The sequence below is a fragment of the Sporolactobacillus terrae genome, assembly GCF_019930545.1.
Classification (GTDB): Bacteria; Bacillota; Bacilli; order Bacillales; family Sporolactobacillaceae; genus Sporolactobacillus; species Sporolactobacillus terrae.
This window is the reverse complement of the sequence record NZ_CP082837.1, coordinates 196115-221923: the sequence shown is the minus strand read 5'-3', so window position 1 is coordinate 221923 and position 25809 is coordinate 196115. Positions and strand designations below refer to the sequence as shown.

The following is a 25809-nucleotide window of genomic DNA, read 5'->3' as shown; positions in this document are numbered from 1 at the left end:
AAGTAATTCAGATTCCATTGATTCAATGTATGGCAGCAATCACCTAAGCAAGTTGTTTGACCTTCCTTCATTTATACTTATCCCGTTCCTCCCATTGACTATAGTCAGCGGATTATTTCTTTTCCTTAGAGATATGATCAAGCAGGTTCAGCAGGAATGAGCCGCCTACAAAAAGCAAACTCAGAATGCCAATGACAGCCATAAGTACTCATGAAAAAAGAATCGCACCTCCTCCGTCTCGTTCGTCTGCACAGACAGGAAGCAGAGAAACAAAAGGTGTGCGCCGCTCTTAAGCCGTTCTTATCATGATCTTATTCTCGCATAATTTGGTAGACATGAATCAGGAAATCATTTGTTTTAGTTCCATAAATCTCTTGAGCTGCGTATGGTCAATCGGCTCATTATTCTCGACAGAATGGAGCAACTCATGGAATACCGGCTGTAGTCCATAAAATGTGCTTAAGCGATCGAACATTTCATCTATCGACTCATCTATCTGATAGAAAGAAAGCACTTCTTTCGTATACTCCGGACCATAATTCCAATAGATACCCGCAAAATCAAAGGCCGGATCACCGATTTGAGCGTCTGTAAAATCAATAATCCCGCTGATTCGATTCGTCTTCTGATCAAAAAGAATATTTGAAGCGGAAAGATCGCCATGAATCACTGCCTTTGTCTTAGAAAACGCCGTATATCTGTTCAAAAAACGAGTGAACACATCCTCAATTGCCTGACACTCCTCATCACGCAACGCCGAGAACACCTTTTTTCTAAGCGATTCAAGTAACACTTGCCAATAGCAAAACGTATGCCGAGTAGGCAAAAAACCACCCGCGATTTGATGCAGTTTCATCAGAAAATCGCCAAGTAATTGAGCATTTTCAGGATTCCTCCTTAAATCAACAGGGTGTTCATTTAAGGATTCTCCACTCATGAATGGATAGGTAATTGCTCTGAGGGTTTTACCTTCATAAATCAGTTTGTACCTCGGAATTTGCAGTGCAGGTTTCTTTTGCTCGAGCTGTCTCAATAGCACGCATTCGCCCTTAATCTGATCTCGGATCTGATCTGTTTTCGGAAAGCGGAAAACCTGCTGCTTGTTGACAATCAGAATGTCATTATCCCAGCCATTTGTTTTTATCTCACTTGTATCAATGGTTAGCTTCGGCATGGTGCGCCGAACAAAACGGATCATGTCTTCCTTTCTCACAAACACGCATCCTCTTTTCTATCCCAGGAATAAATCGGTTTAAACGGATTCTCTCTATTATCCAAACAAGCATAGCAAAAGTTGAATTTTTTGTAAAAAAGCAGCGGTTTGTTTTGCCAATCCGTTCAAAGATGGATTGGCTTTTTTGATTCTCAGTGTGTGAGAAATCTTGTGGAATTTTTTTCAAGCAACAACTAAACTAAAAAGGAATTGATAGTAAGGAGGTGATTCGCATGGACGTCGCACAGTATGTTTTCCCATCGGTTACGGAAGCTGATGGGAATTCATAAAAGAACGGAGTCCTCTAGATGAACGAAACATTAAAAGCGCATATCAAGCCGCTCAATCAATTGGCGGTTCCATTAATCGCCAATTCGATTTTCGGCTTATCGATAGAATTCATTGATCAGGCGATGGTCGGGCACCTCTCTGTGTCCGCCTATGCCTCGGTCGGTGCAGTCGGTAATTTTCTGTACACAGTAGCAGGAATTTTCGGTGCCATTGCGATTGTTTTAAACATTTTAGGTTCGAGGGCAATGGGTGAACACCGTGAAGACAAGTATCTGACCACACTATCCTCTTCACTCCTGATTGATCTGCTGTTTGGCATGCTTTTCGGCATACTCTGCTTTTCATTTGGACAAGTGCTTTTGCAGACAGTGTACGATTTTTCCGGCACCACACTTCATGAAGGAACGTCTTATCTTTCGCTGATGAGTGGCTACATGCTGCTTCAATTATTAATTTTCACACTGACAAACTGCTTAAAAATCAAAAAACGGACGCAATGGATCTTAATCATTTCTACAACGACTACCTTGCTCCACACAGGCTTGAATTACCTGCTCATCTTTGGAAAGTTCGGCTTTCCTCAGCTCGGTATCGCCGGTGCCGCGCTTTCCAGTACAATCACCTTGACCATGGATGTACTCGCGTATTGCTGGCTGCTGAGAAAAGACATCCGATTGGCACTTCAGTCTCGGCCAAATAAAGTGCGACTGATCATTCGCCAAAGCCTACCTTTGATGGGGCAAGAGTTGCTGCAAGGTAGCCTTTTTGTTATCGTAATCAATGCGATTCTTGCCCACTTGGGGACGCTTGTCCTTTCGAGCTATCTGCTGATCGGGCAATTGCTCCAAATTGGCTTGATCCCGGCATTCATGTACAGTAGCGCGCTGCTTACACTCGTCGGTGAAAGCAGCGGCGCGCATCGACTAAATGATTTGAAGGGTTATCCGAAAACGGCCTCTGTACTGACAATGGTCCTCTTTTCATTGACCGGAATCATTTTTTATCTGCTTCGAGCACCAATTGCCGGGTTTATCACGAATGACCCAAGCTTGATCGGTTTTTCAACGGCTATTTTCTTACTTCTGTGGCTAGCCAACCTGTTCAGTCCTTGGTTTGAAGTTTACAAAGCGGCCATGCAATCCATTGGAAAAGGCACCTACGTCCTGATCGCGACTTTGGTTGTCCACGCAGCCGCGCTCGTGATCATGGCCTTATTGGCATTCCCGCTCCATCTCGGAATTTATGGAATCGCCGCTAGCCTGTTCTTCGATTATTTTGTGATGTATGTTTGTTTAAGAATCGCTTATTTGCATGATGTGAGGCAATTGAAGCAAACGACTGCTCACTAATTCAAGCCCCTCCTTGAAAAAATTAAGGAGAGGCTTTTTTTTACATGATCTAGTAAATAGAGAGAGCAGCTATGCAACTTTCACGGAATAAAATTAGTCCCAAGTACACAACCTTCAAATCACGATTCAATACTTTGCGCTGTTACGGCTTGATCGGCATACGCCCAACAATCACGCGAAGCAAAACAATGAGCAGGACGAGAATTGCTACGCTGCCGACAAGCCCTGTAACGAATAAAATCTGTGTATCAGTCAGCCATCTCATAAGTAAATCCAACTGCCGAGGAAGCTTCATATAGGAATTCCAGAAAAATTCGGATAAACCGACCAGCACAATGCTTAGGGCAATGGAAAACATACCTGGGAAGAAGCCGTACCGGGAGAATGCTAGGCCGATTAACCATCCGATTGCAAAGTAGATCACGCAAAGCAAGAAAAAGATAAGCAACAGAGTTAGAAACTGATTATGATAAATCTGTGATAAATCATTGGACTGACCAAATGCATTGCCGAAGATCCAAATTGTAAGACCATACAGAATTTGTACCACTATTGACAAAGCCCCCACCATGCAGGACATACCAATAAACACGCCCTTGAACATATTCTTCCTGGTTACTCCATTTCTGATGTAGGCGACGGGTAACGAAAGCGCAAGGATGATTCCCTCAACCAGCATGTAAATTTTTGCTGACAGTATTGTGCCGTCAAAAAAGTTAAGATCAATCTGAACTTGCGGTACAAAATGCGCGATAATGAAAAAAATGATATAAAAAGGCAGACACCAAGCCACCCAAGTCGACAACATCAAAAAAACATCCATCGCGACTTTCCGGCTGACACGATTCATGAATCCACTCATGCTTCCTCCCCCTCATGTTCCGTTAAATAGATAAACAGTTCCTGCAAACTGATCGGGCCAAGCTCAAGTCCTGCTGCTTCAAATTCTGATCGCCGTGCGCTTTCCAGCTGCCCGTAAATCATTACCGATTTTGTTCTTCCCAATTGTTGTTCCTTCAGCACGTGAAGATCACGCGTTAACGCATCCACCTGTTCCACAGGTCCGGTCACGCTGAGTCCGTGCGCCATGAGTGAATCGACCGATTCATGGAGGATCAGTGTTCCCCGATCAATAATCATCACTTCTTCCATGAGTGAAGCGACTTCCGAAATCAAATGCGTCGACAGAATCATGCAGCGCGGGTGTTCGGCATAATCCTTGATCAGTTCCTCATAGAATATGGATCGCGACGGCGCATCCATGCCAAGGTAGGCCTCATCAAAAATCGTGACCGGCGTTCGCGAAGCGAGTCCGATCACCACGTCCAGCGCAGACTGTTTTCCTTTAGACAGCGCGTTGACCTTTTGATCCATCGGCAATTTAAACCGTTTCACAAGTTTTAATGCATACGTGCCATCCCAATTTGGACGATAACGTTCGGCAAATTCAAGCATTCCCTTTACTTTTTCCGTCTCACTGCTCTGATCTCTTCCATAGACGAAGTTAACCCTGCTCATCACTCGATCATTTTCAAACGGGATCTCGCCATTAATCAGAATCGTTCCTTCGGTTGGTTCACGGAACGAGGCGAGCAGTGACAACAGCGAGGTCTTTCCAGCTCCGTTTCGGCCAAGCAATCCGTAGATCTTATCTCCTTTTAATTGAAAGGAGAGGTCCGATAAAACATTCTGTTTTCCTAATCGCAGCGACACATGATCCGCTTTAATTTCAGCTGTCATAATAGCCTCCTTTGATTCAATCATTATTGTCCGTCTTCAATCATGTGAATCAGCGCCTCTTTTGTTATGTCCAGTTTCTCTGCTTCGCGCAGCATGGCAGCCACATAATCCTTAAAAAAGGTTCTTTTCCGTTTCTCAATCAGTTTTTCGCGCGCATGCTCGGCAACAAACATACCAATTCCTCTTTTTTTAAAAAGAATCCCTTCATTCACCAGCACATTCACGCCCTTGGCTGCCGTCGCTGGATTGATTTTATAAAACGCGGCAAATTGATTGGTTGAAGGCACTTGGCCCAATTCTGCAAGTGAGCCTTCAAGTATTTCATTCTCAATGTGTTCGGCAATCTGCACGAAAATGGGCCGACCATCATTCATTGGCTCATGCATGGGTTCACCACCTAATCGGTTAGTTACTTATGTAATTAACTATATAGGATGATTGGTACGCTGTCAATTAGAAAAACTGCCGCGTAATAATCGAATAGAAACAAGAGCGGCGGCAGTAAGGCCAGCGCGCTCTTGTTTCTTGTATATGGTAATTAAATTAAAGTTCATCGGTGTTATTCTGAAGCTGCTGCGCACACGTCATTTTACAGGTATTGCCCAAGTGGAGACCTAAGTACATCACTTTCTCATCCAATTCGTTCGACACTAATCCATTGCTTCCTCTCAAGCAAAGAGCTAGTTTAAATTTTTTTCATTAACTTTTTTTGAATTGGGGCGAGGAAACATGTTCTTTTAAGGACGTGATGAATTGCCCCTATATTTTTACCGTAAACATGTCACACATGGTATTTGACTATATGCTATAATTATTAATATGAAAGACACTAATAGATTAACATATGGTAGAACCTCGGTCTACAATTTGAACTACCATCTCATCTGGGGAACTAAATACCGTAACCGTGTTTTGAAAGGAAACGTCGAAGTTACGCTCAAGCGAATCTTGTATGAAGTCGCAGAACGCTATGGCTTTAGTATTGACCACATGGAGATTGGCAAGGATGACCATATTCACTTACTGGTAAGTGCGCCACCCAAGTTATCGGTGACCAATATCGTGCGGTGGCTCAAAGGAATTTCGGCACGTCAGCTGTTTGTTGCGTGTCCAGAACTTCAAAAGAGCTACTGGAAACATGAAGGACGGCACCTTTGGTCTCCCAGTTACTATGTTGAAAGCATCGGCACAACAAATCAGGCGGCTTTAGCCAAATATATTGATGACCAGCGCGTAAAGGAGGTGAGACTCAATGACCATGAAGACGTTTAAGCTCCGTCTCTATCCCAATGCCAAACAACGCCAACAAATTGAAAGCAATTTTGGCGCGTGCCGGTTCGTGTGGAATGAGTTGCTTAACATGCAGATTCAACGCCACGACAATGGCGGTAAGTACATCAACGAATTTGGTATGAACTACCTGATCAAGCCACTCAAGAAACAGTACCCGTGGCTGAAAGAAGCTGATGCGACAAGCCTACTGGCAGTCAGTCACAACCTACATCTCGCATTTCAGAAGCTATTCAAGGAACATGCTGGCTACCCAAAATTCAAGGCAAAACGCTTTGCTCGACCGGCTTATCGATCAAATGCGGTCAATGGCAACATCGTCCTAATAGACAACAAGCATTTTCGTTTGCCTAAGCTGGGACAAATTTCCTGTCGTGCGGGACAGTTACCGGACGGCAAAGTTAAGACCGCGACTGTGGTTCGTAGCCGTATAGGCAAGTATTACGTTCTGGTTACTGCTGATATTGAGATTGCGCAATGGTCTAAGACGAGTGCTTCCGTTGGTATCGACGTGGGTATCGCTGACCTAGTGATTACGAGTGACGGCACGAGGTACGGAACCAAACGTTTTGATAAGGCGCTCTCTCGAAAAAAACATTACTGGGAGAAACGACTTGCCCGCCGCCGTCGCCAAGCAGAGAAAGAAATGGCTTGGGACAAGCACTTCAAAGTGGCAGTGCCACGCCAGCTGACTGACTTCAAGAACTACATGAAAGCAAAAATGATGGTGGCGAAGTACAGCGAGAAAGTCGCTAATCAGCGTCGCGACTACTTGCAAAAGATTAGTGCCAAACTCATTAGGCACTATGACGTGATTAAGCTGGAAGATCTGAAAACCAAGGGTCTGATGCGTAATCACAACTTAGCGCGGGCAATTGCTAATCAATCATGGCGTGAATTACGGCTGATGTTGGAATACAAAGCGACATGGTATGGAAAGCAAGTCGTTGCCGTCTCGCCGTACAAAACCTCTCAACGCTGTTCACTGTGTGGCTATGATGACGGCAAACACGAACTAGATGTCCGCGAGTGGACGTGCCCACAATGCCACGCATATCACGACCGCGATATTAATGCCGCGAAGAATATTCTGGCGGCATAGCCACAAACAGCTTTGACTCTATAGAGTCTGCGGTGCGGGACGCGCCTTGGTCAACAGCCGTAACCTCTGCATTGAAGACTTAGTGTTGGATAAGTAAGTCAGCGGTGTTCCCAGAAGCTCGGTCATTTATGGACGAGTAGTTCACGAATGATTTCTCGAGAACATGCGAATCATCTTTTGCCCTGCAAGCAACGCGCAGATCGCGAGCGGATAAAGAATCGCTGAGCCGACAAAAAAGAACATTACGAGCGTCGCAATGAATGCAATCAGACTGATCAGCATTTTCTTCTTCTCTTTTTTGAACAGAACCACGCCTGCCGCACATCCGCCCATGTAGTTCAGCAAAAAGGTTGCGTTCGGCAGCTGGATCAGTTTCTGTAATGAGATCAATCCGCCGGAATAGGCGGTCATCACAACAAGAAAACAGAGCGCTAAAAAAAGCAAACCGCCGACAGGTGTCTGATACTTATGCGATTGTTTCCCGAGCCAGCGCGGCGCAGTTCCATCCGAAGCCATCGCGCAGGCCATTCGTGCTGCAGAGCCAATATACGCAATGACTGTCGCCAAGCAGATCAGCAAACTGGCGATGCCGATAATCACCGCTCCACCTTGCCCAAATGCTTGCTCAGAAACGGTAACCAGCGCTGCCTGCCCCTTCGCGCGATCACTGCCGGTACCGACAACTACAAAAGCCGTCATAAAGTAAAGTCCTCCTAAAATAAGGGCGGCGATCAGCGTCGCGCGGTGCACGTCTTTTTCCGGGTGAACAAACTCAGACGTATAGCTCGCGATTGCTTCCCAGCCGATGAAACACCAAAACAGCAGCGTTGACGCTCGACCAATGCTCCACAGACCCCTCGGCATGAACGGTTGAAAATGGCTCATTCGTAGATGGGGCAATGCGCCTGCCAAGACGATTCCTAAAGTAATGAGAATCGTTGCGATCACCGCCACCTGTACCTTCCCGGCAACACGCATGCCTCGGTAATTGAGCATTAACGCGATAAGCAGAATACCGACAGCCAGTCCTTCGATTGCCGAATCCGACCATTTCAATGCCTCACTTAAATAGGCTGCGCCGGTTAAAGCAGTCACCGGTGCGCCGATCGGAACCGACATCAGGAAGAACCAGCCGACGATTTGGCCTGCATGTGGCCCAAACGCCCGTCCGGCAAAATAAGAAACACCCCCCGAATGTGGATATTTCTGAGCCAAGTTAGCCATGCAAAAGGCAAGCGGCAGAACCAGAATCAGAAGCAGCGCCCAGTCAACCAGTGATGCCGGACCGGCAATCTGTGCCGCGAGCCCGGGCACGAGCAGAATGCCTGCTCCGAGCACTGCTCCTATATAAAGTGCAATCGCTTGCGGCAGACGAATCGTTTTCATATTTTTTGACGCTCCTTCTTGTTTTTATCACCTACTCATCTTAGAATGAAATCATAAATCGTGAAAGACGATTATTCTGTTCTATTCAATCGAATTTTTCGATATGGGGGGATTTTTCATGGACACAAAACAAATTCTGACTTTTAAAATCGCTGCAGAAACGCTTAATTTCACGCGAACCGCGCGTCAGCTTCACTTTGCTCAATCCAGCGTTACCGCACAGATTCAAGCATTGGAACGCGAACTGGGACATGCTTTATTTGAACGGCTAGGAAAAAAAATCAAATTGACGGAATCAGGGCTCCAGTTTAAAGACTATGCGGATCAAATTGTGCAGCTCACGCGTGAAGCAGAAGCAAAGCTTACCGATATCCCCCCTACCTTAACGATCGGTGTGACCGAAAGCCAGTGCACCTACCGTCTGCCGCAGCTTCTGAAAAAATATACACGTCACCATCCAAAAGCAGAATTAATTGTCAAGCCGGTCAACTTCGATGCTGAGGTTTGTGAAGGAATTATGGACGGCAGTATTGATTTAGGCTGGATGATGGGAACACATCATTCAGCCTCATTAATTATTGAGAAAGACTTGATCGACGAACCAATGGTTCTCGTTGCTGCCCCTGAAACAATGCTTGGAAACGTTTCGGCGATTTCAGCAAACGACTTGAACGGTCAAACCTTTTTATTAACATCGAAAGGTTGTTCTTATCGCGTTCTATTGGAGGACGCCTTGGCTAAACAGCAAATTATTGCGGGAACCATCATGGAGTTCGTCACCGTCGAAGCGATCAAACAGTGCGCCATTGCTGGAATCGGCCTTGCTTTTTTACCGGAGATCACCGTTCGCGCAGAGATCGAAAAAGGCCTGCTCGCCAAACTCAATTGGCAAGCCGCCCCAGAATCAATTTCCACGTATCTCGCCTGGCATAAAGGCAAAAGACTCACTGAAAACATCCGCTTTTTTATTGACTCAGCCCTGGCTATGTACGGAAAAGATCACGTTTCAGTACATCCAGAAAAATAATCTTGTGAACTTCTGTTCCGGCGACAGCTGGTCATGCGAACGAAAGTTGAACCTTCCGAGCATGCAGATGCTTTGTTTATAAAAAAACATACTTGACCGATAAGAATCAAGTATGAGGAAATGCTTCAGTTTAGATTGTTTTGCGAATAATAAATGCTTCATAGGGCCGCAATGGCTGATGCGGATCAACGGTTGCATAGTTGCTGATCACACGATCCCATCGATCATAGAGAAACGGCTTCAGCTCGTCCGTTTCAACCGTTTCTTCTGAGAAGTTGGCGACAATCAGCCATTTTTCGTCACCGTAAGTGCGTTCATAGACGAACAGATGCGGGTCATCCGCCAAGAATAACTGGTAGGTTCCTTCGCTTAAGATCGCTTCCTTATGACGGAGCTCAATCAGCTTCTTGTAATAGTAGAAAATAGAATTCGGATCGCTGAGCGCTTCTTCAACATTGATTTCCGGATAACGCGGGTTGACCTTGAGCCACGCTTCTCCGCTGGTGAATCCGGCTTCATGGCCGGCGTTCCACTGCATTGGTGTGCGGGCATTGTCGCGGCCCACCTGCCAAACCGCTTTTTTGAATGCTGCTTCGGAGATCGATTTATTTTTCAAAACGTACGCTTTATAGGCATTCTTGATTTCTACGTCATCGTATTCATCCAGATCATAATGGCTATTCACCATACCGATCTCTTCGCCTTGATACACATAAGGTGTGCCCTGCATGCCGTGCAGCACCGTTGCAAACGCTTTGGCGCATTCTTTACGATAATTCGTATCGTTGCCCCATCGTGAAATAATCCGCGGCCGGTCGTGATTTTCAAAATAAAGCGCATTCCAGCCGCAGCCACGCAGCGTATCCTGCCATTCGGAGAGGACGCGTTTCAATTCTGTGAATTGGAACGGACGCAGTGCCCATTTTCGATTGGGCGAATTCGGCACACGGTCGAGTTCGACATGCTCAAAGGTGAAGATCATATTCAGTTCATGGCGCTCTGGATCGGTAAACAGTTTGGCAAGTTCGGCGTTCGATCCCGGCGCTTCGCCAACGGTCATACTCTCATTTGGCGCGAGTACCTTGCGATTCATCTCTTGAATAAATTCATGAAGGCGCGGTCCGTTTTGATGCATCGATCCAACGATGAACGCTTTTCCAGGCTGCGGTGGATAATCCGGAAAATCAGTGTATTTCGAGATTTCAGCGATGACATCCATCCGCCATCCGTCGACCCCTTTATCGACCCAGAATTGCATCAGATCATAGATTTCCTGGCGCACCGTCTCATTTTCCCAGTTCAAGTCCGGCTGCTTTCTCGTGTAAAAGTGCAGATAATATTGATCGCGTTCCGGCGCATATTCCCAGGCGGAGCCGCCAAAATGCGAACCCCAATTGTTCGGAGGGCTGCCATCCGGCTTCGGATCTTTCCAAATATAATAATCGCTGTACGGATTGGCCTTCGATTTCCTGCTTTCTTGGAACCAGTAATGTTCGTCGGAGGTATGATTAGCGACCAGATCCATGATGATCTTAATCCCGCGCTGATGTGCCTCGTGAATCAGCCGCTCCATATCGTCATTCGAACCAAACCGGTCATAGATTTTTCGATAGTCGCGAATGTCATAGCCATTGTCGTCCTGCGGCGAATCATAAACCGGGCTGATCCAAAGTGCGTCGACCCCAAGCACTTTTAAATAATCAAGTTTCTCAATAATCCCGTTTAAATCACCCCAGCCATCGCCGTTGCTGTCATTATAACTACGCGGATAGATTTGATAGATGACTGCGTCTTTCCACCATTCACTCATTGTTTTGCTCCTTTCATGCAGTGCTCAGGTCCCATCAAGCGATGTGAAGAACCGAGAGCAGGATGCTTAATCCAATAACGCCGAAGATCAGGTAGTTGATGCTGACTTTTTTATTAAGCAGGTAGAAGCAGAGCAGCGTGATGCCAAGCGGAACAATACCGACAAAGATCTGGTCAAGCATGCTTTGCAGCTTCAGCACCGACTCCCCTTTCATACTCATCGAAAGCGTTGTTGAAAATTTGACCATTTGACTCGTCATCCCGCCAACCATGATCAGTCCGACAATGCTGGCAGCTTTGGTCAAAATATGAATCAGACCGCTTTGATAAATCTTCTCAATGTACGTTGAACCCAGTGTGTAGCCAAGAAACGTTCCATAATAGCGTACAAGAATCGTTGGTATGTTGAAAATCAGTAGAAATACGATTGGTGCAAGAATATTGCCGGATTGGCCCATGCTGACTGCGATGCCGGCAGCAATTACGCGCAATACGCCCCAGAAAAAGGAATCGCCAATGCCCGCTAGAGGCCCCATCAGACTTGATTTGATCGCGTTAATTGAATTTGCGTCAAAATCTTTATTCTTGCTGTTCTCTTTTTCCATTGACGCGGCGATGCCCATAATAAAGGTCGACATCGGAATCGTTGTGTTGAAGTAAGCCATATGGCGAACCAGTGCCGCCTTCTTCTCTTCCGCATTTTTATAAAAATGGTCAATAAACGGCATCATCGAGTAGCAGAAACCTGAAGCGCCCTGTTTTGCCGGCGTTACCGCTGAGAACAAGGTAAACGCACGCCAGAACGTTTTACGCAGCATTTTTTTCTCTTCTTTGGAGACATTCGTTAGTTTACTCATCGAAGAAATCCTCCTCTTCCGCATCCACATTGCCTGCTGGTCCTGCAGGAGCCGCAGCAGCAGGGGCTGCGTTCACTTTCTTAGTCAATTGGCTGAGCTGGTAGTCGCGTTGCGCAATTGTTACCGCAATAATGGCGCCGAGCACGGCCAGTGCGACAAGCGGCAGTTTCAGATAGGCAACCATGACAAAACCAAGGAAAAAGAATGCATAGATTTTCTTGTCCCAGAGCAGCTTAAGCAGCATTGCCATTCCGACTGCCGGGAGCAGACCGCCACAGATGTTCAGACCATTCATGATCACTTTTGGGATTGCTTTCACAAAGGCATTAATTGCATCAGATCCGGCAAGAATGCCGATAAAGGGAAGCAGTGCGTAAATTCCCCATTGCAACAGCCATGCCCCATAATGCAGCAGTACAATCTTCCGCTCCTTGCCTTCAGCGGCCAACCGATCAAATACCGGCGCAAAGAAACCGATCACGCCTACATATAAAAGCGTTTTCACTTGCAGGCCGAGAATACCGATAGGAATTGCAAGCGGTAAGGCGACACCTGCACCGCCACCTAAATTAATTGCAAAGGCTGTACCAACGGCCGTTGCAAGGCCCGGTTCGGCTGCACTAGCGCCGCCGATATTGACAACCCCCATGAATACTGCTTCAAGTGACGCGCCAATCAGGACACCGGTTTGAATATCCCCCAGCGCAAGCCCAACGAGCGGGCCAATCACGATCGGTCGGTTGAGCATGGTCATGCCAAGCAATTCCGCGCCACCGACAGTTACTAAAACGATTAAGGAAACAATAAACGCTTCATAGAGCATCATTCACACCACATTTCTCTGTTATTTTTTCACGGATGCCAAGAGGTCTTTTGCCAGCTTTTTCTCAGCCGACGGAACGACCTGCAGTGCGGTTTTTGGTTCAAGTTCAACGAGTTTTTTCAAATTTTCCAGTTCTTCATCAGTCAAAAGAACGAAGCTGCTGAGTTCTGTCTTTTTACCGTTTACCGCTTTGCCGACATTGCCAATGTTCACGTATTCGATGTTTGGTACCTTTTCAACGACCCTTACTGCATCCTTGATTGTTTTAACAATCACCAGCATGCGCATATTGGCTGCTTTCGGATTGTTGAGGACTTTAATCGCGTCATCTACCGGTTTGATCAGTACTTTAATGCCGCTTGGTACCGCCATTTTCAATGCCATTTTCTGCATTTCATTGCCGGCAGCCTCATCGTTTGGTACAACAATTCCTTTAATTTTCAATTCCTTTGACCAAGTCATCGCAATTTGTCCATGAATTAAGCGTTCATCTACACGTAATGCTACGATCATAATGAAACCCTCCATTTAATGTTTTAGTCTAGAAAATCTTCTTCTGAATCCTCATTTGTCGCAAGTTTTTCCGGTTCGACAAGCACCATCGCCTGCCGGCACGTCTCAATTTTTTGATTCAACGTCTCTTTTGTAATCGGTTCCGGCAGAAACAAAACTTCGAGAATGATCGGCAGGTTGAATCCTGCAATAATGAATGCATGATGCTTTTGCGCGCGCAGGGTTACTTTCTGATTGACGCTGCCGCCGAGTAAATCGGTAAAGATGATCACCTCATCATCTTCAGACACGCTTGAAAAAAAAGTATTCAGTGATTCATCAATGTCCTCTTTAGTGACATACGCATTTATAAAACGAATTGAATCAGTATTTCCAACTAAGATTGACAAGCTGCTCTTTACACCGTCAGCCAGTTGTCCATGAGAAGCAACCAATATTTTTTTCATTGCTTTCCACCTCGCCTTCTCTTTTTACCAAGCAAGTTTCGTGCCAACTTTTTTAAACACATTGTAAGCGCATTAAAAAAAGGCCTAGAACGCTAAAATACGTCAAAAAACGACATTTTAACAGTTTAAGACCGTTTTCAATACTCTTTTTTTAAACACTTTACTTCAACGATACCGGAAAGTTAAACACATACGCCTGATCCAATTATTTTTTATTGATAAATGGTTTTAAGAGTTCATAAAGCAGGGAAAGCTCGTATCCGTTTACGCGGATATTATATTTGGCTTCCATGGTATGGAAAATTTCTTTGGTCACTGCCATAAACTCCTGCTCCTGTTCGGACTGTGCATTCAAAGGATCGCGAGTTCTGCTGTCCTTGGTCGTAATCAGACGCTCAATCATCAAGGCAATATGCATGTAGAGATTGAGTTTCACTTTGCCGTCAAGGGCAATCTCGTAATATTTTTCGTATAAGGAGATGACCTGCTCCACTTCATTAATAATCACCTTTGGATTAAGGAAACTGAGACGGTTGGAGACCCCTTCGATCGTAAAGTTCTTCAGAAAGTCTTGCAGCATCAAATCAAAATGGCGCTGACTGATAAACGGACGGAGCACCTGCCACAGATATGCTTTGCCCTTATCCTCAAGAATTTCATAGATATTCAGGTTAGGAACGTCCAAGGTTGACGGCAGTTCGGAGGTCGTCAAGATAAAAAGGGTTTGTTTAAAATAGGAACGATCATTGCGTGCGATCGCGTCGCGAAGTTCCTTATACTCCATCGTCAAAATCGACAGTCGATCCTGTGGAATGAAGTGGGCCATAATTTCCCGCACTTGATTGGAAATTCCCACTCCGGACATGCATGAGATAATCATATTTTTACCTTGCGTCAAGCCTTCGAAATAGCGGGCGTTAATTTTATAATTTGAGTTCGCCTGTTCGGCAATTTTCTTGAAAGGAACGTGTTGCACCATTTTCATGCCGACATCGAGTGCGACCGCCGTCGTCAGATTGTTAATGACCAGCAAATCGCCGCTCAATTCATTCTTAATTGATGAATAAAGACGCGTCAGCGAGCCCATATCCACCAGCAGAATCAGCCCTTCGCTCGTATCCTGCCGCTCTAAATAGTGCTTCACCTTTTCGATAATCTCGCTCAGATCGGTGGATACCGGCATATCAATCGCTTCAAACACGAACGTCTTGCACAACTGGTTGGCAACCGCTTGAATACTGCTTGCTGTTTGCCGGCCGTGGGCAACAATCAGCCCATGCAATGGAATGTTTTCCTTAATCGCCGGATGGAAGAACAAGGTGTTCAAAAGAGTCAAAAGCCGCTTGCCCTGCCCCCCCATGATGTCTGCCGTTTTCTCGGAAAATTTCTCGGCAACATAATGCGCCTTCGGAAAGGATTGGGCAAGATACTTCTCGGATTCTTTAAGTTGTTCTTTGCTGCATTGCAGATCGTTCAAACTGAGAAAAGCAGCGTACATCGCTTCTTTGCTCGCTTTGGATACAAGAAGGCCATAGCGTTCACAGATAAGCCTAAGCGCTTCATGAAAAAAAGCATGCACGGTCGCTGAGTCATCTAGAAAAAGCGCATTGTTCTGTTTCAACTGTACAATCGCTTGAACCAGTTTTGTGAAGGCCAGACTTAAACGCGAACGCTCATCGTCTTCCTTTTGACTCCGCTCACGCGCCGGCACCTGTAGAAACGCATCGATGTGCCGCGTTAATTCACTTGATTCATCGTTCCAAACGTTTTGTTCTTTGCCGTCATGACGCACCTGCATCGGCGGTAATTTTTTATGAAAGACATGCGGGATGTTTTTCCCTTGATCCGCTTCCGGCAGATGGATCTGCTCGATCGTCAACGTCTCTTGATCCCGATTTGCGGTATAGGCGTGCGCGCAGCTTAGCTGGATCAGATTGCGCAGCATCCCAATATTGCCTTCCATTGGTTGAAAGCAGAGCTGGTTCACGACATCACTTTGGATGAACAGATCTTTTCCTAGCTTCTTTGCTTCTTGCCGGTAGCTGTTATCAATGAGCTGCATCCGTTCAGAAAAGGGACGCGCGCTAAAGGAACGAAGGTGCACTTTAACCGGAATACGGCGACGGAAAGTCCCCAGCAGCACCTCATCATTTTGTTCGGTTGTTGCGAAAATCAATCGTACCTTGGACGTATGCCACTGTTTATTTTCACCAATAGGCCGGAAATGTCCTTTGTCCATGAACACAAACAGTTTTTCCTGATTTTCAAAAGAAAGCCGGTGAATTTCATCAAAAAACAGATAACCGCCGTCTGCCTGTTTGAGCAGACCTTCTTTATCTTGATCGGCGCCGGTGAATGCACCTTTTTTATGCCCAAACAAGGTACTCGACAATAATTCAGGATTGTTGGCATAATCCGCACAGTTCAAAATAATAAACGGTGCATCTGCGTCAATCACCCCTTGATCGCATGCATAGCGGTAGATCAGACCGGCAAGAAAGCTTTTGCCGACGCCGCTTTTGCCGTTAATAATGATCGGCAGGCCGTCAGGCGGATAGTTGACCGCTGCTCTGCATTGCTCAATGACCGCCTTTTGGCTGCCGTCGTAGCCAATAAAATTCTGAAAGGCATCGGCTTGGCGTGCAGGCCACATCTTCCTTTCCGCTATCGCTGTCCAATATACCGGCTTTGTTCCTTTTTTGGCCGCACGTTCTTCTTTCAGCAAACCGTTTAAATAATGGCTGACCACCGGACGGCTGAGCTCCAATTTCTTCGCAAGCTGAGCGGCTGTAACGCCATCATTTCCCACATGTACCAACGCTTCATAAACTCTATCCTGTGCTTTCATAAGCCGTTCTTCCTTCCAATGTAAGCGTTCTTTCAACTATTATACAATAAAAGGACTTTTATAGATGGAAATCCGTTTAATTTTAAACGCTTCATTTTCTCTAGGCTCTCTCGGTGCCACAGACCCTTCCTTTTCAAATCCCCTTGACCGCTCTGCAGCATAAATGGTATTATATTTTTTGCAAAAAGTACGCTCAACCTGAATTATTCACCGCTTGCCGTTTTTTCGGGATTTTGCTCACCAGGATGCAGCCAACCTGATTTCACTTGATTTTTTGAATGGAAAAATGACCTTGAAGATCAATTTCTGAACATTCACGTAAAAGAAGGCCATTTTGAGACAGACTTCCCCCGTTGATCTGATGAACCCGTTTTGAATTTTGAGCTGAGTGTTTTTTTGTTACTCGATGTGAAGTTGTTGAATCCGGTTGAGCACGTTCCAGAAGAATGCCTGATAGACAAAACTGGAAGACAGCTTGAAATAAAGGGATCGTCCTGACCGGACGAGCTTACTGGCCACTTTGACGATCCGCGTTCGGATGGTTTCGATTCGCATGGCCTTCTGTCTTTTTGGGAATGCCATCGTCCGCATCCAGTTCGTTAAATTGTAGGCGAGCAGACTGAGCATCAATCGGACTTCGTTAATTTCGAATTTGTGACTAGACAGTTGATCCAGACTGAATCCGGATTTGGCTTCCTTGATGTAGTTTTCCATCGTCCCTCGTTTCTGATAAGTCTGAAAGACCTGTTTCGGGGAGAAGCATTCAACCAGATTGGTCACGATAAAGGTATGCGTAAAGAAAAGTTCATTGGCCGGGCGAATGGATTGAACGGCAACCCGTCTTGGCTTACCCCAGGACTTCGCCTGATAATCAAATTCTTCATAGTAACACTGAGTTTTACCGGTTGGTGAATCATTCGGGTGAAGTTCTTCGGCCATCCGTTGAAGCACGGCGTTGGTCTTCAGCCGAATCACGTAGTAGACGGATTCTGTTTCGCACGCCTCGTAGAGGTCCGGTGTGGCAAAACCGCTGTCAGCGCGAACGAGCGGCGTGGTTTCTGGAAAGTGCTCGTTGTAGTGTTCGAGAATCGGCCGGACAAAGTCCACAACGCCATGCGATGTATAGCGATTTCCAGGACGCAGTTTCGCTTTCAAAAAATCACCCGTTGCCCCATCAAACGCCACCAAGGGATGGAAGCCGATCGTACCGTAATGCGCGTTATAGTCCGAGGATTCTTGCTTTCCATACGTATCAACATGGGTGGAATCCAAGTCAAGGATCAGTGCTGGATTCTTGCGATAGCGGTGAACTTTGTCGAGTAATTTTTGGTTGGCCATGCCAAGCTGATCCAGAGCATTAGGATCAAAGCGATCATAAAAACGGGAGAGTGTCGGCTGTGACGCAAGTGTTGGTGATTCAACAACCTGAGTGAACACGGGATCGTGAATCAATGAATCCGCTGCATCATCTTCAGAATAACCAGCCAGCAGCTGATAGATCTTCTGGCGCAAAAGTTGCTCATTGGAATAATCCGGACTTTTGCGCGAATCGTTCAGCACCAGATGGTGAGTCAGCGTTTTTGAGAAACCGAGTTTTTCATCAAATTCTTTAAAAATCAGATGACCGCTTTCGGAAGAAAGTTCGCCACCGGTAAAATTGATTTTGATCTTCCTGTTGAATTGACACGACTTTTCCTCTACACTGAGCATATGAGGAACCTCCTTGTATGTTTTTGGTTTAGTCACCTATTATCATACAAAGGAATGGTTCCTTTTTCATTAACTTTTTTCACCTAATCGGTGAAAAAACGAAAAGGGTTATCTCCTTGTGGGGAAAGCGTTTTGGCCAGTTAGCAAATTAGGCTATGAATAATTCAGGCTCAAGGAAAAACGGAAACGGTATACGGGGCATTAGCTCAGCTGGGAGAGCGCTTCGCTGGCAGCGAAGAGGTCAGCGGTTCGAGCCCGCTATGCTCCATACTAAAACATGTGAACGGCAAGGATTTTAACCGATCCTTGCTGTTTTTTGTTTTTTTAGACATCCTCCCTTAGGAGGATGCTCCAAAAAATTAGATTTTGAAATGGACTGGGTTCGATTCGGTTGTTGGGAGTAAAACGCTTTAGTTCACAACCCCTTTACCACTAATCACGGGACGATGCGTTAATGAATTGGGGAAAACCCAAATATGAAAGCGTTTACAATTTTCATCTAAAATGTTATACTAACTCCGCTGGTGTGATATATATCACACCAATCTGTAAAATAAGGAGATGCACGATTAATGAAAGCAGCTGTTCTCGATAAGTTTAAAGAACCGTTAGCTGTTAAGGAAGTCTCTGATCCAGAATTGACGTCGGACGGCATTATTTTAAAACTGAAAGCCACCGGTGTCTGTCGAAGTGACTGGCATGCCTGGGAAGGCGAATGGAATGGATTTATCCCGCCGCTGCCGCATATTCTTGGGCATGAAATGAGCGGCACCGTCGAAGAAGTTGGAAAAGACATTAAGAATTTCAAAAAAGGGGATCGCGTCATCGTTCCATTTACTCAAGGGGATGGAACTTGCCCGCACTGCCTCGCTGGACATTCCAATGTTTGTAATCATCAGGTGATGCCTGGTTTCACGTATAATGGGGGATTTGCCCAGTACACACATATTCCGAATGCAGATCGTAATTTGATGAAATTGCCGGAAGGTGTTGATTTTCTGGAGGCCAGTGCAATGGGCTGCCGATTTATGACCGCATTTCATGGCGTAACAAGCATAGGCAAAGTAGCTCCAGGCGAATGGGTTGCCATTTTCGGTGCCGGAGGCGTCGGACTTTCAGCCACACAAATTGCAACCGCTATTGGTGCCAACGTCATTGCGGTCGATATTGCTGAGGACAAGCTGGAATTTGCAAAAAAGGTTGGTGCAGTCGCAACCGTGAACAGCAAAAGAGAAAATGCACCGGAGGCAATAAAAGAACTTACGCATGGCGGTGCCCAGGTAGGCATTGATGCCCTGGGCATTCAAGCAACAATGCTAAACTCCGTCCTCTGCTTAGACAAACGTGGCAGACATGTCCAAATTGGCATGACCTCTTTCGGCGACGGCGGCATGATGGATATTCCTTTAAACGAAGTGGTCAGCCGTGAAATTCAGTTTTCCGGGTCTTTTGGCATGCCGATCTCTGAATACCCGGGCATGTTGCAGATGGTGGAAAAGAAACGCCTTCAACCGGGGAAACTCGTTAAAAACACGATATCGCTAAATGGCATTGACAAAGTCTTTCATGATATGACAAGCTTTGCCGGGCTAGGCGTTACCGTGATCACCGATTTTGATTGAAGCACTTCTGCAAAGGATGTCATTGAGTGACTCGTCAAAGTTACAAAATCCAAATCAAGATCAACTGTCCTGAGCTCCGTTTGCAGCCCGGAACAGTTTTTTCTATGAATCGAAACGATTAGATTTTGTCAGATTCACTGAATGTTGTTTAGCATGTTTCTTTTTTGCTTTTTAACCATGACTTTTTTGATTTGATAGTCGTCCATTTCTTCTACTGTAAACGTTGTATCGTCGTAGCTCACCGTTGCACCGATTCTTAAATTTGGATTTTTGCCAAGCAACCAGCCGCCAATCGTATCGAGCTCATCGTCCTGAAGATCGAGTTGGAATTGCTGATTGATTTGTGATATCAGTACTTTCCCATTGACAATTGCTTGATTTGCATTGACACGAGTAATCATCGGCTCTTCGTTTTTGTCAAACTCATCGCGAATTTCACCAACGATTTCCTCAATGATATCCTCAGCAGTCACCATGCCCGAGGTGCCGCCATACTCATCGATCAGCACCGCCATGTGAATCCGTTCTTTTTGCATGCTCTCTAGCAGCGAGCGAACCGGGGTTGTCTCAAGTACGGTAAGAATTGGCCGTATATAACTGTCCAGTGTGTTGATTTTCTTATCGACAAGGTCCATATAAATATCCTTGATATGCACCATACCGATGACATGATCCTTATCTTCATCCACAACAGGAAAGCGTGTATATTTTTCATGATGAAGGATTGCGAGCGTCTCATCGATTGGGTCCTCCTTAAAAATACAGACCATCTCTCTTCTCGGAACCATCACTTCTCGCGCCGTTCGTTCGTCAAAATCAAAAATCCGATTCATATAGCGCAGTTCGCCTTGGCTAATTTCGCCGCTGTTGAAACTGTTGGAAATAGTCATGCGCAATTCGCCTTCGGACAAGGCTTGCTCATGATCGGCATTCGGCTCAAGCCCAAACAGACGAATCACACCATTTGACAAAGCGTTAAGCACCCAGATAATCGGGAAAAAAAGTGCATGAACCCAAATCAATGGATAGACGAGCGAAAGGGTCAATTGCTCCGCTTTCTGAATTGCTATTGCTTTCGGTGCCAGCTCGCCAAGAACAACGCTGACCATTGTCACAATGAAAAAACCGACAATCACCGACAATGTTGTGGTCACGGCTGCGTTGAACCCGAGTCGTTGAAACAACGGATGAAACAAGTGGGCAACGGCCGGCTCCCCGATCCAGCCAAGAACCAAAGCCGTAACGGTAATGCCCAGCTGAGCGGTGGACAGATACGCGTTAAGGTCATTAACAATCTTTTTGGCTGCCACAGCACGCTTGTTGCCTTGCTTGATTAATTCATCCAATCGTGTGGAGCGAACTTTCACGATCGCAAATTCCGCTGCGACAAAAAAGGCGGAGATATAGACGAGGACAATGACAATCACTATGCCGAGTATTGGATTCAAATTAGACCCATGCACTGCATTCAATGCATGGAGTCACCTCCTTAATCACATGAGATACCATATTGTGCTTCATTCCTTATTGTGTGCTTTTATACATGTTCTTATTAAACCGTAAAGCTTCCGCTGCTTCGCGCTCTGCGCGTAAACTATGCTACACTGTTTCTAAGCAAATAAGGGACAGAGGGTGATGCGGATATGGTCATTGAAAAGAAAACAGTCATGCTTGAGGGCTTAGAGGAAGGTTCGGTTCTGAATCACTGCGAGATCGAAAGTACAAGCGAACGAAAACTGCTGAGCGGTATTCAATTCAATCACTGCTTTTTTCGCTTTGATGATTTTACGAAAACGGAGATTTTAGATTGTTCCTTTACACATTGTGAATTTTCAAATTTTAATTTTCACAAGGCTATTCTCTATCGTGATACATTTTCATCCTGTAAATTTATGGGCACAAACTTCATTCAGTCAACCTTCAAAGACACACGATTTACCGATTGCCTGATGACTTACGCTAATTTCAGTGAGGCAAAATGCACCGGTGTCCGGTTTGAAGCAAACAAGATGAATGAATGTTCGTTTCAAAAGGTTCAGATGAAAAAGATGAAGTTTGACCGTTCATGTATCGACGGTATCGACTTTAGCGAAACTGCTTTAAAAGAGATCGATCTTTCAAACTGCGACTTCGAAACGCTTCGAATTGACGTCAACCGGGCAAAAGGTTTGAAAGTTAATCAATTTCAGGCTGCCACGCTGATTGCTTCGTTTGGTATTCGAGTTGTTGAATAACATAAAGTTGCGTGCAGCCGATAAAACCGATGCAATGCAGCTTTATTAAAAAAACAAAACAACACAGGCCGATTAAGGCGCTTGTGTTGTTTTCATGTATCCGCTTTCTAAAATAGTCAGAACTTACCTGACACTTTTGTTACGCACCGGGACTGTTGCTGCACGACGCTCGTCCAGTTTGCGTTCGATCCGATTCAATTCATGACGATCGCTTAAAATTTCTTCCTTATTCTTCTTCACGAGCTGCATGTACGTCACTTTTCGTTTCATCTAAATCATCCTTTCTTGTCTCTACTTCTATGATACCCGATTTTTTTGAATTTAACATTAATAAATGATGTGATTTTTTTGACATTTAGTTAAGATTAGAAAAATTGGATTGACCAGATCCTACCTCCGCAGAATGCAGGGACTTTCACGTTATGCACGAACAACACTTCAGCTGCTCGCTGGCACGCATCAACAAGGCGCGATCCCGAAGACGTGTCGCGCTTTCGTACGGGATGCGGTGGCTCACGCGTTGTGCACAGGACGTACTTTCACAGGATCTGGTTGTTTTCGTTAGCTTTTCAGGATTTCGCTTTAACCTCGAGGGTGTGCTGTTGGTCTGTGTCTTCATGGTTTTGCATCAACGCTTCGGTCGCTCGCAACAAACGCAATCCCCGGGTGCCCGACCATCTTCAATCAAGTCAATGTTATGATCTTGAACCCATCGCTGCGCTGAACATAAAATAAAACCGTCTGTTGCCCGTATTTTCAGGGCAAACAGCCGGCGGTTTGATACGTGCTCGCTTATTTTCGCTTTTTGTTCGTTTTCTTTATCGGCTTCTGATCCAGATCAAATCTGAAGGTAAAATTATCTTTGTTTTTCTTAAACGCATGCGTCTTGTGCACCTGTGGCGAAAAGGTGCGGACATACACCTTGTCATGGGTAAGGTCAAAGCCCATTACCCGAATATAGCCCTGCCCGCCTTTGACCGATTGATAGTCGGATAAGATCTGCATGACTTTGCGATCCGGTTTCCCATCACGGTTGTCGTCAATCGTGTCGACACGCCGGGCGGCGCCATAACTGTGACCGTTCATTACCATGCGCACATTGCGGTTCGGCTTGACCACTTTTTCAAACAGCATCTGCCCTTGTACGGTTCGTTTTCCATAGCTTCCAAGATAGTCATGGACAAATAAAATGGCAATACGGTCGCGATAGGCATGAAGCACCTGATTCATCCAGGCAATTTCCTGACCGCCAATCCCCCAGCCCATTCCCAGCATAATGTATTTCTGACCATTGGTGTTAATTAAATCAAAATGGCCGCGATTATTTTTATAAGAACCGCCATACCATGGGTTCCAGAGATAACGCGTTTCGCCAAAATAGCGATCAAACGGCCGATAATCTTTCTTGTAACCCACATCATGATTTCCGGTAATCATACCATAAGGAACTTCTGCGTCATCGAGTATTTTCATGGCTTTGTTCGCCGTTTTCCATTGATAAGGCTGGTCGTCATTATTAACAATATCGCCTAAGTGGAAAATATAGCGCAGCTTGAGCGCATCCCGATTGGCAACAAACCATCGATTCATCCGCTTGAAAATATCGGGATGCGAACGGCTGTAATACTGAGTGTCCGGCAGTACACCAAACGTAAAATCAATCGAATCAATGCCTTTAAACAGTTTGTGCGCAACCTTAGATTCTTGCGCGACGGGTTCCAGTCTGTTAAAAAAAACAGAATGCATCAATTGAGCGCCTTCGGCGTGGCGTGCTGCACCAGCAGACTGAAGATTTGCTTCACTTTGCTTCCCGGGAGGAAAAAGGCTGAACACTCCTGAAATCACGCAAGTCAAGAACATGAGAACAATGATTAGTTCAATGGCAAGATAATGACGCCATTTGCTGCGATTCATAACGATTTCTCCCTTCCTTGACGGACCATTAACCGGGAGGGCATGCTCGCCAAATTCAGTTTTCCTTCCGGTGAACATGTCAACGTACTCCTGCGTCCATAATCAATCTTAAATTGCGCAGATTAGGAGATTTTCATGCATGAAAAAAGGAACGCTTCGCCAAAATTAAAGCGAAACGTTCCTTTTAGTGGTGTGATCAGAAGGTAGGCGGTGTGACGTCGCTTGGAATCAGACATTCATAAACGTCTCCGGCAAGCCTTTCCTTCAATTCTCGTTTTGCTTCTTTGAGCAAGTCTAGATCTTGTACCGCCTTCAAAGCAGTGCAGGCCATCGCTTCAGCTGCGAATAATGCAGCATTCAGCGCATAATCTTGCGTGCCCTGTGCAACCACTTGCCATGTATGCGGGACGGTTGCAAAAGCCCAGGTTGCCGTGACGCATTGTGCGGTCGGCACGTTCCAGCTGACATCCGAAACATCGGTTGACCCTTCCATAAACAGATCGTGTTCTGGGCAAGGGTGTACCCAATCTGCAAGCGGCGCTTGGCCAATCTTATCTTTTTGCTGTGCATTCAGCTGTTTCATTGCAAAGGTTTTCTCGGGTTCACCGAGTGACGCATAGATCGCTTTGATAAAGGCTTCATCTTTCACCGACAGCTTGGGATAGCCGATTTCTTCCATAAATGCTGCCATGACTTGGTGAAGAGCCGTGTTGGGAATCAGATTGCAGCAGCCGCCTTCAATTTGGACGCTCATTTTCGTGTCCGTCATTAGCGCAGCACCTTTGGCAACATTGACGACGCGTTCAAACAGCTTCTTCACTTCATCCGGCTTTGGCGAGCGAACAAGGAATCGCTCCTCAGCAATCGATTGCACAACATTTGGCGAAACGCCGCCGCTATTGGTTACCGCGTAGTGAATGCGCGCTTTGTCTGCCATATGCTCCCTTAAATAATTGACGCCGACATTCATCAGCTCAAGGGCGTCGAGCGCGCTGCGGCCCAGTTCAGGCAAAGCGGCTGCATGAGCGCTCACGCCTTTGAACGTGAACCGCGCTTCGATAACCGCATTGGATGAGAGATGCTGAACTGCGTTGCATGAATGCGGATGCCAGGAAAACGCTGCATCAACATCGTTAAAACAACCTTCCCGTGCCATATAAGCTTTACCGTTGCCGCTTTCTTCCGCGGGACAGCCATAGTAACGCACCGTCCCCTTTAACTGATGTTTGATCATGTATTCCTTCGCCGCAAAAGCAGCCGCCAGTGATCCGACCCCGAGCAGATTATGACCACAGCCGTGTCCGTTTCCATTCGCTACAATCGGATCATGTACGGTTCGGTCTTTCTTCTGACTGAGACCGGCAAGTGCATCAAATTCACCGAGAAAGGCGATCACCGGTTTTCCGCTTCCGTAACTGCCGATAAAACCGGTTTTCAATCCTGCGACTCCGCGTGTCACCGTGAAGCCTTCGTTTGCCAATGCTTGACTGAGCAATTCCGCCGACTTGACTTCGCCGAAGTGCAGTTCGGCATAGTCCCACACCTGTTCACTAAGCGCTTGATACGTCCTTCTTTTTTCATTAATGATGCGTTTGATTTCGTCAATGAATGTCACGATGGATGCTCCTTTATTCA

22 protein-coding genes and 1 tRNA gene are annotated in these 25809 nt (G+C 45.8%); 7 read left to right on the top strand and 16 right to left on the bottom strand.

All coding sequences use genetic code 11. The features are described 5' to 3' along the window. Positions 1-340 precede the first annotated feature (340 nt). Positions 341-1213, bottom strand: coding sequence for a phosphotransferase family protein (locus tag K7399_RS00955; RefSeq protein WP_128166274.1), 873 nt, complete (start codon positions 1211-1213; stop codon positions 341-343). A gap of 308 nt (positions 1214-1521) precedes the next feature. Between K7399_RS00955 and K7399_RS00950 the strand changes: the two genes are divergently transcribed. Beyond that, positions 1522-2853 carry an MATE family efflux transporter gene (locus K7399_RS00950; protein ID WP_128166272.1) on the top strand — a complete coding sequence of 444 codons (1332 nt, stop codon included), beginning with the start codon at positions 1522-1524 and terminating at the stop codon, positions 2851-2853. 142 nt (positions 2854-2995) lie between these two features. Here K7399_RS00950 and K7399_RS00945 read toward each other — a convergent pair whose 3' ends face one another. From K7399_RS00945 to K7399_RS00935, 3 genes are read right to left on the bottom strand one after another with little or no spacing between them, the layout of a single operon-like run. Continuing rightward, complete coding sequence (locus K7399_RS00945) at positions 2996-3715, bottom strand: hypothetical protein (RefSeq protein ID WP_028983705.1); 720 nt, start codon at positions 3713-3715, stop codon at positions 2996-2998. Continuing rightward, positions 3712-4593, bottom strand: coding sequence for an ATP-binding cassette domain-containing protein (locus K7399_RS00940; protein WP_128166270.1), 882 nt, complete (start codon positions 4591-4593; stop codon positions 3712-3714). The genes K7399_RS00945 and K7399_RS00940 overlap by 4 nt, the downstream gene beginning before the upstream one ends. A 23-nt stretch (positions 4594-4616) precedes the next feature. Continuing rightward, the gene (locus tag K7399_RS00935; protein ID WP_128166268.1) at positions 4617-4979 is read right to left on the bottom strand and encodes a GntR family transcriptional regulator; all 363 of its coding nucleotides are present in this window, start codon (positions 4977-4979) and stop codon (positions 4617-4619) included. Between the two features lie 433 nt (positions 4980-5412). Between K7399_RS00935 and tnpA the strand changes: the two genes are divergently transcribed. Together tnpA and K7399_RS00925 are read left to right on the top strand one after the other, a co-directional pair. Beyond that, on the top strand, positions 5413-5865 hold the full coding sequence (gene tnpA / locus K7399_RS00930; protein ID WP_128166266.1) for an IS200/IS605 family transposase: 453 nt from the start codon (positions 5413-5415) through the stop codon (positions 5863-5865). Further along, on the top strand, positions 5846-6985 hold the full coding sequence (locus K7399_RS00925; protein ID WP_128166264.1) for an RNA-guided endonuclease TnpB family protein: 1140 nt from the start codon (positions 5846-5848) through the stop codon (positions 6983-6985). The genes tnpA and K7399_RS00925 overlap by 20 nt, the downstream gene beginning before the upstream one ends. 141 nt (positions 6986-7126) lie before the next feature. Here the strand turns inward: K7399_RS00925 and K7399_RS00920 are convergent, their stop codons facing one another. Continuing rightward, positions 7127-8371, bottom strand: coding sequence for an APC family permease (locus K7399_RS00920; RefSeq protein WP_128166262.1), 1245 nt, complete (start codon positions 8369-8371; stop codon positions 7127-7129). A 118-nt stretch (positions 8372-8489) separates the two neighbouring features. Here K7399_RS00920 and K7399_RS00915 point away from each other — a divergent pair, with 118 nt between their 5' ends. Further along, the gene (locus tag K7399_RS00915) at positions 8490-9398 is read left to right on the top strand and encodes a LysR family transcriptional regulator (protein ID WP_164875470.1); all 909 of its coding nucleotides are present in this window, start codon (positions 8490-8492) and stop codon (positions 9396-9398) included. A gap of 130 nt (positions 9399-9528) precedes the next feature. On the opposite strand, the gene K7399_RS00910 is transcribed toward K7399_RS00915, so the two are convergent. The 7 genes from K7399_RS00910 to K7399_RS00880 form a co-directional block, all read right to left on the bottom strand. Continuing rightward, on the bottom strand, positions 9529-11208 hold the full coding sequence (locus K7399_RS00910) for a glycoside hydrolase family 13 protein (protein WP_128166258.1): 1680 nt from the start codon (positions 11206-11208) through the stop codon (positions 9529-9531). Positions 11209-11242: 34 nt separating this feature from the next. Next, on the bottom strand, positions 11243-12064 hold the full coding sequence (locus K7399_RS00905; RefSeq protein ID WP_028983710.1) for a PTS system mannose/fructose/sorbose family transporter subunit IID: 822 nt from the start codon (positions 12062-12064) through the stop codon (positions 11243-11245). Next, positions 12057-12890: a PTS mannose/fructose/sorbose/N-acetylgalactosamine transporter subunit IIC gene (locus K7399_RS00900; RefSeq protein ID WP_197021209.1), complete on the bottom strand. Its 834-nt coding sequence runs from the start codon at positions 12888-12890 to the stop codon at positions 12057-12059. Before K7399_RS00900 ends, K7399_RS00905 begins: the two co-directional genes overlap by 8 nt. 18 nt (positions 12891-12908) lie before the next feature. Then, positions 12909-13400: a PTS sugar transporter subunit IIB gene (locus K7399_RS00895; RefSeq protein ID WP_128166256.1), complete on the bottom strand. Its 492-nt coding sequence runs from the start codon at positions 13398-13400 to the stop codon at positions 12909-12911. Positions 13401-13423: 23 nt separating this feature from the next. Beyond that, the gene (locus K7399_RS00890; RefSeq protein WP_028983713.1) at positions 13424-13846 is read right to left on the bottom strand and encodes a PTS sugar transporter subunit IIA; all 423 of its coding nucleotides are present in this window, start codon (positions 13844-13846) and stop codon (positions 13424-13426) included. Positions 13847-14051: 205 nt separating this feature from the next. After that, positions 14052-16694, bottom strand: a complete 2643-nt coding sequence (locus K7399_RS00885; RefSeq protein ID WP_128166254.1) for a sigma 54-interacting transcriptional regulator — start codon at positions 16692-16694, stop codon at positions 14052-14054. A gap of 399 nt (positions 16695-17093) precedes the next feature. Then, positions 17094-18404 (bottom strand): IS1380 family transposase, encoded by a 1311-nt coding sequence (locus K7399_RS00880; RefSeq protein ID WP_223362449.1) that lies wholly within the window; start codon positions 18402-18404, stop codon positions 17094-17096. A gap of 195 nt (positions 18405-18599) precedes the next feature. On the opposite strand from K7399_RS00880, the gene K7399_RS00875 reads away from it, so the two are divergent. Together K7399_RS00875 and K7399_RS00870 are read left to right on the top strand one after the other, a co-directional pair. Further along, positions 18600-18672 (top strand) — tRNA-Ala (locus tag K7399_RS00875). 304 nt (positions 18673-18976) lie between these two features. Then, a complete protein-coding gene (locus K7399_RS00870; protein WP_128166252.1) occupies positions 18977-20026 on the top strand; it encodes a zinc-dependent alcohol dehydrogenase family protein in 1050 nt (349 codons plus the stop codon). Between the two features lie 134 nt (positions 20027-20160). Here the strand turns inward: K7399_RS00870 and K7399_RS00865 are convergent, their stop codons facing one another. Beyond that, positions 20161-21498, bottom strand: a complete 1338-nt coding sequence (locus K7399_RS00865; protein ID WP_081791718.1) for a hemolysin family protein — start codon at positions 21496-21498, stop codon at positions 20161-20163. Between the two features lie 171 nt (positions 21499-21669). Here K7399_RS00865 and K7399_RS00860 point away from each other — a divergent pair, with 171 nt between their 5' ends. Beyond that, complete coding sequence (locus K7399_RS00860; RefSeq protein ID WP_051575241.1) at positions 21670-22260, top strand: pentapeptide repeat-containing protein; 591 nt, start codon at positions 21670-21672, stop codon at positions 22258-22260. A gap of 123 nt (positions 22261-22383) precedes the next feature. Here K7399_RS00860 and K7399_RS00855 read toward each other — a convergent pair whose 3' ends face one another. From K7399_RS00855 to K7399_RS00845, 3 genes are all read right to left on the bottom strand, one after another. Then, positions 22384-22530 carry an FbpB family small basic protein gene (locus K7399_RS00855; RefSeq protein ID WP_081788014.1) on the bottom strand — a complete coding sequence of 49 codons (147 nt, stop codon included), beginning with the start codon at positions 22528-22530 and terminating at the stop codon, positions 22384-22386. A gap of 522 nt (positions 22531-23052) precedes the next feature. Next, complete coding sequence (locus tag K7399_RS00850) at positions 23053-24252, bottom strand: metallophosphoesterase (RefSeq protein ID WP_051575242.1); 1200 nt, start codon at positions 24250-24252, stop codon at positions 23053-23055. Between the two features lie 118 nt (positions 24253-24370). Beyond that, positions 24371-25789: an amidohydrolase gene (locus K7399_RS00845; protein ID WP_028977057.1), complete on the bottom strand. Its 1419-nt coding sequence runs from the start codon at positions 25787-25789 to the stop codon at positions 24371-24373. Positions 25790-25809: the final 20 nt, after the last annotated feature.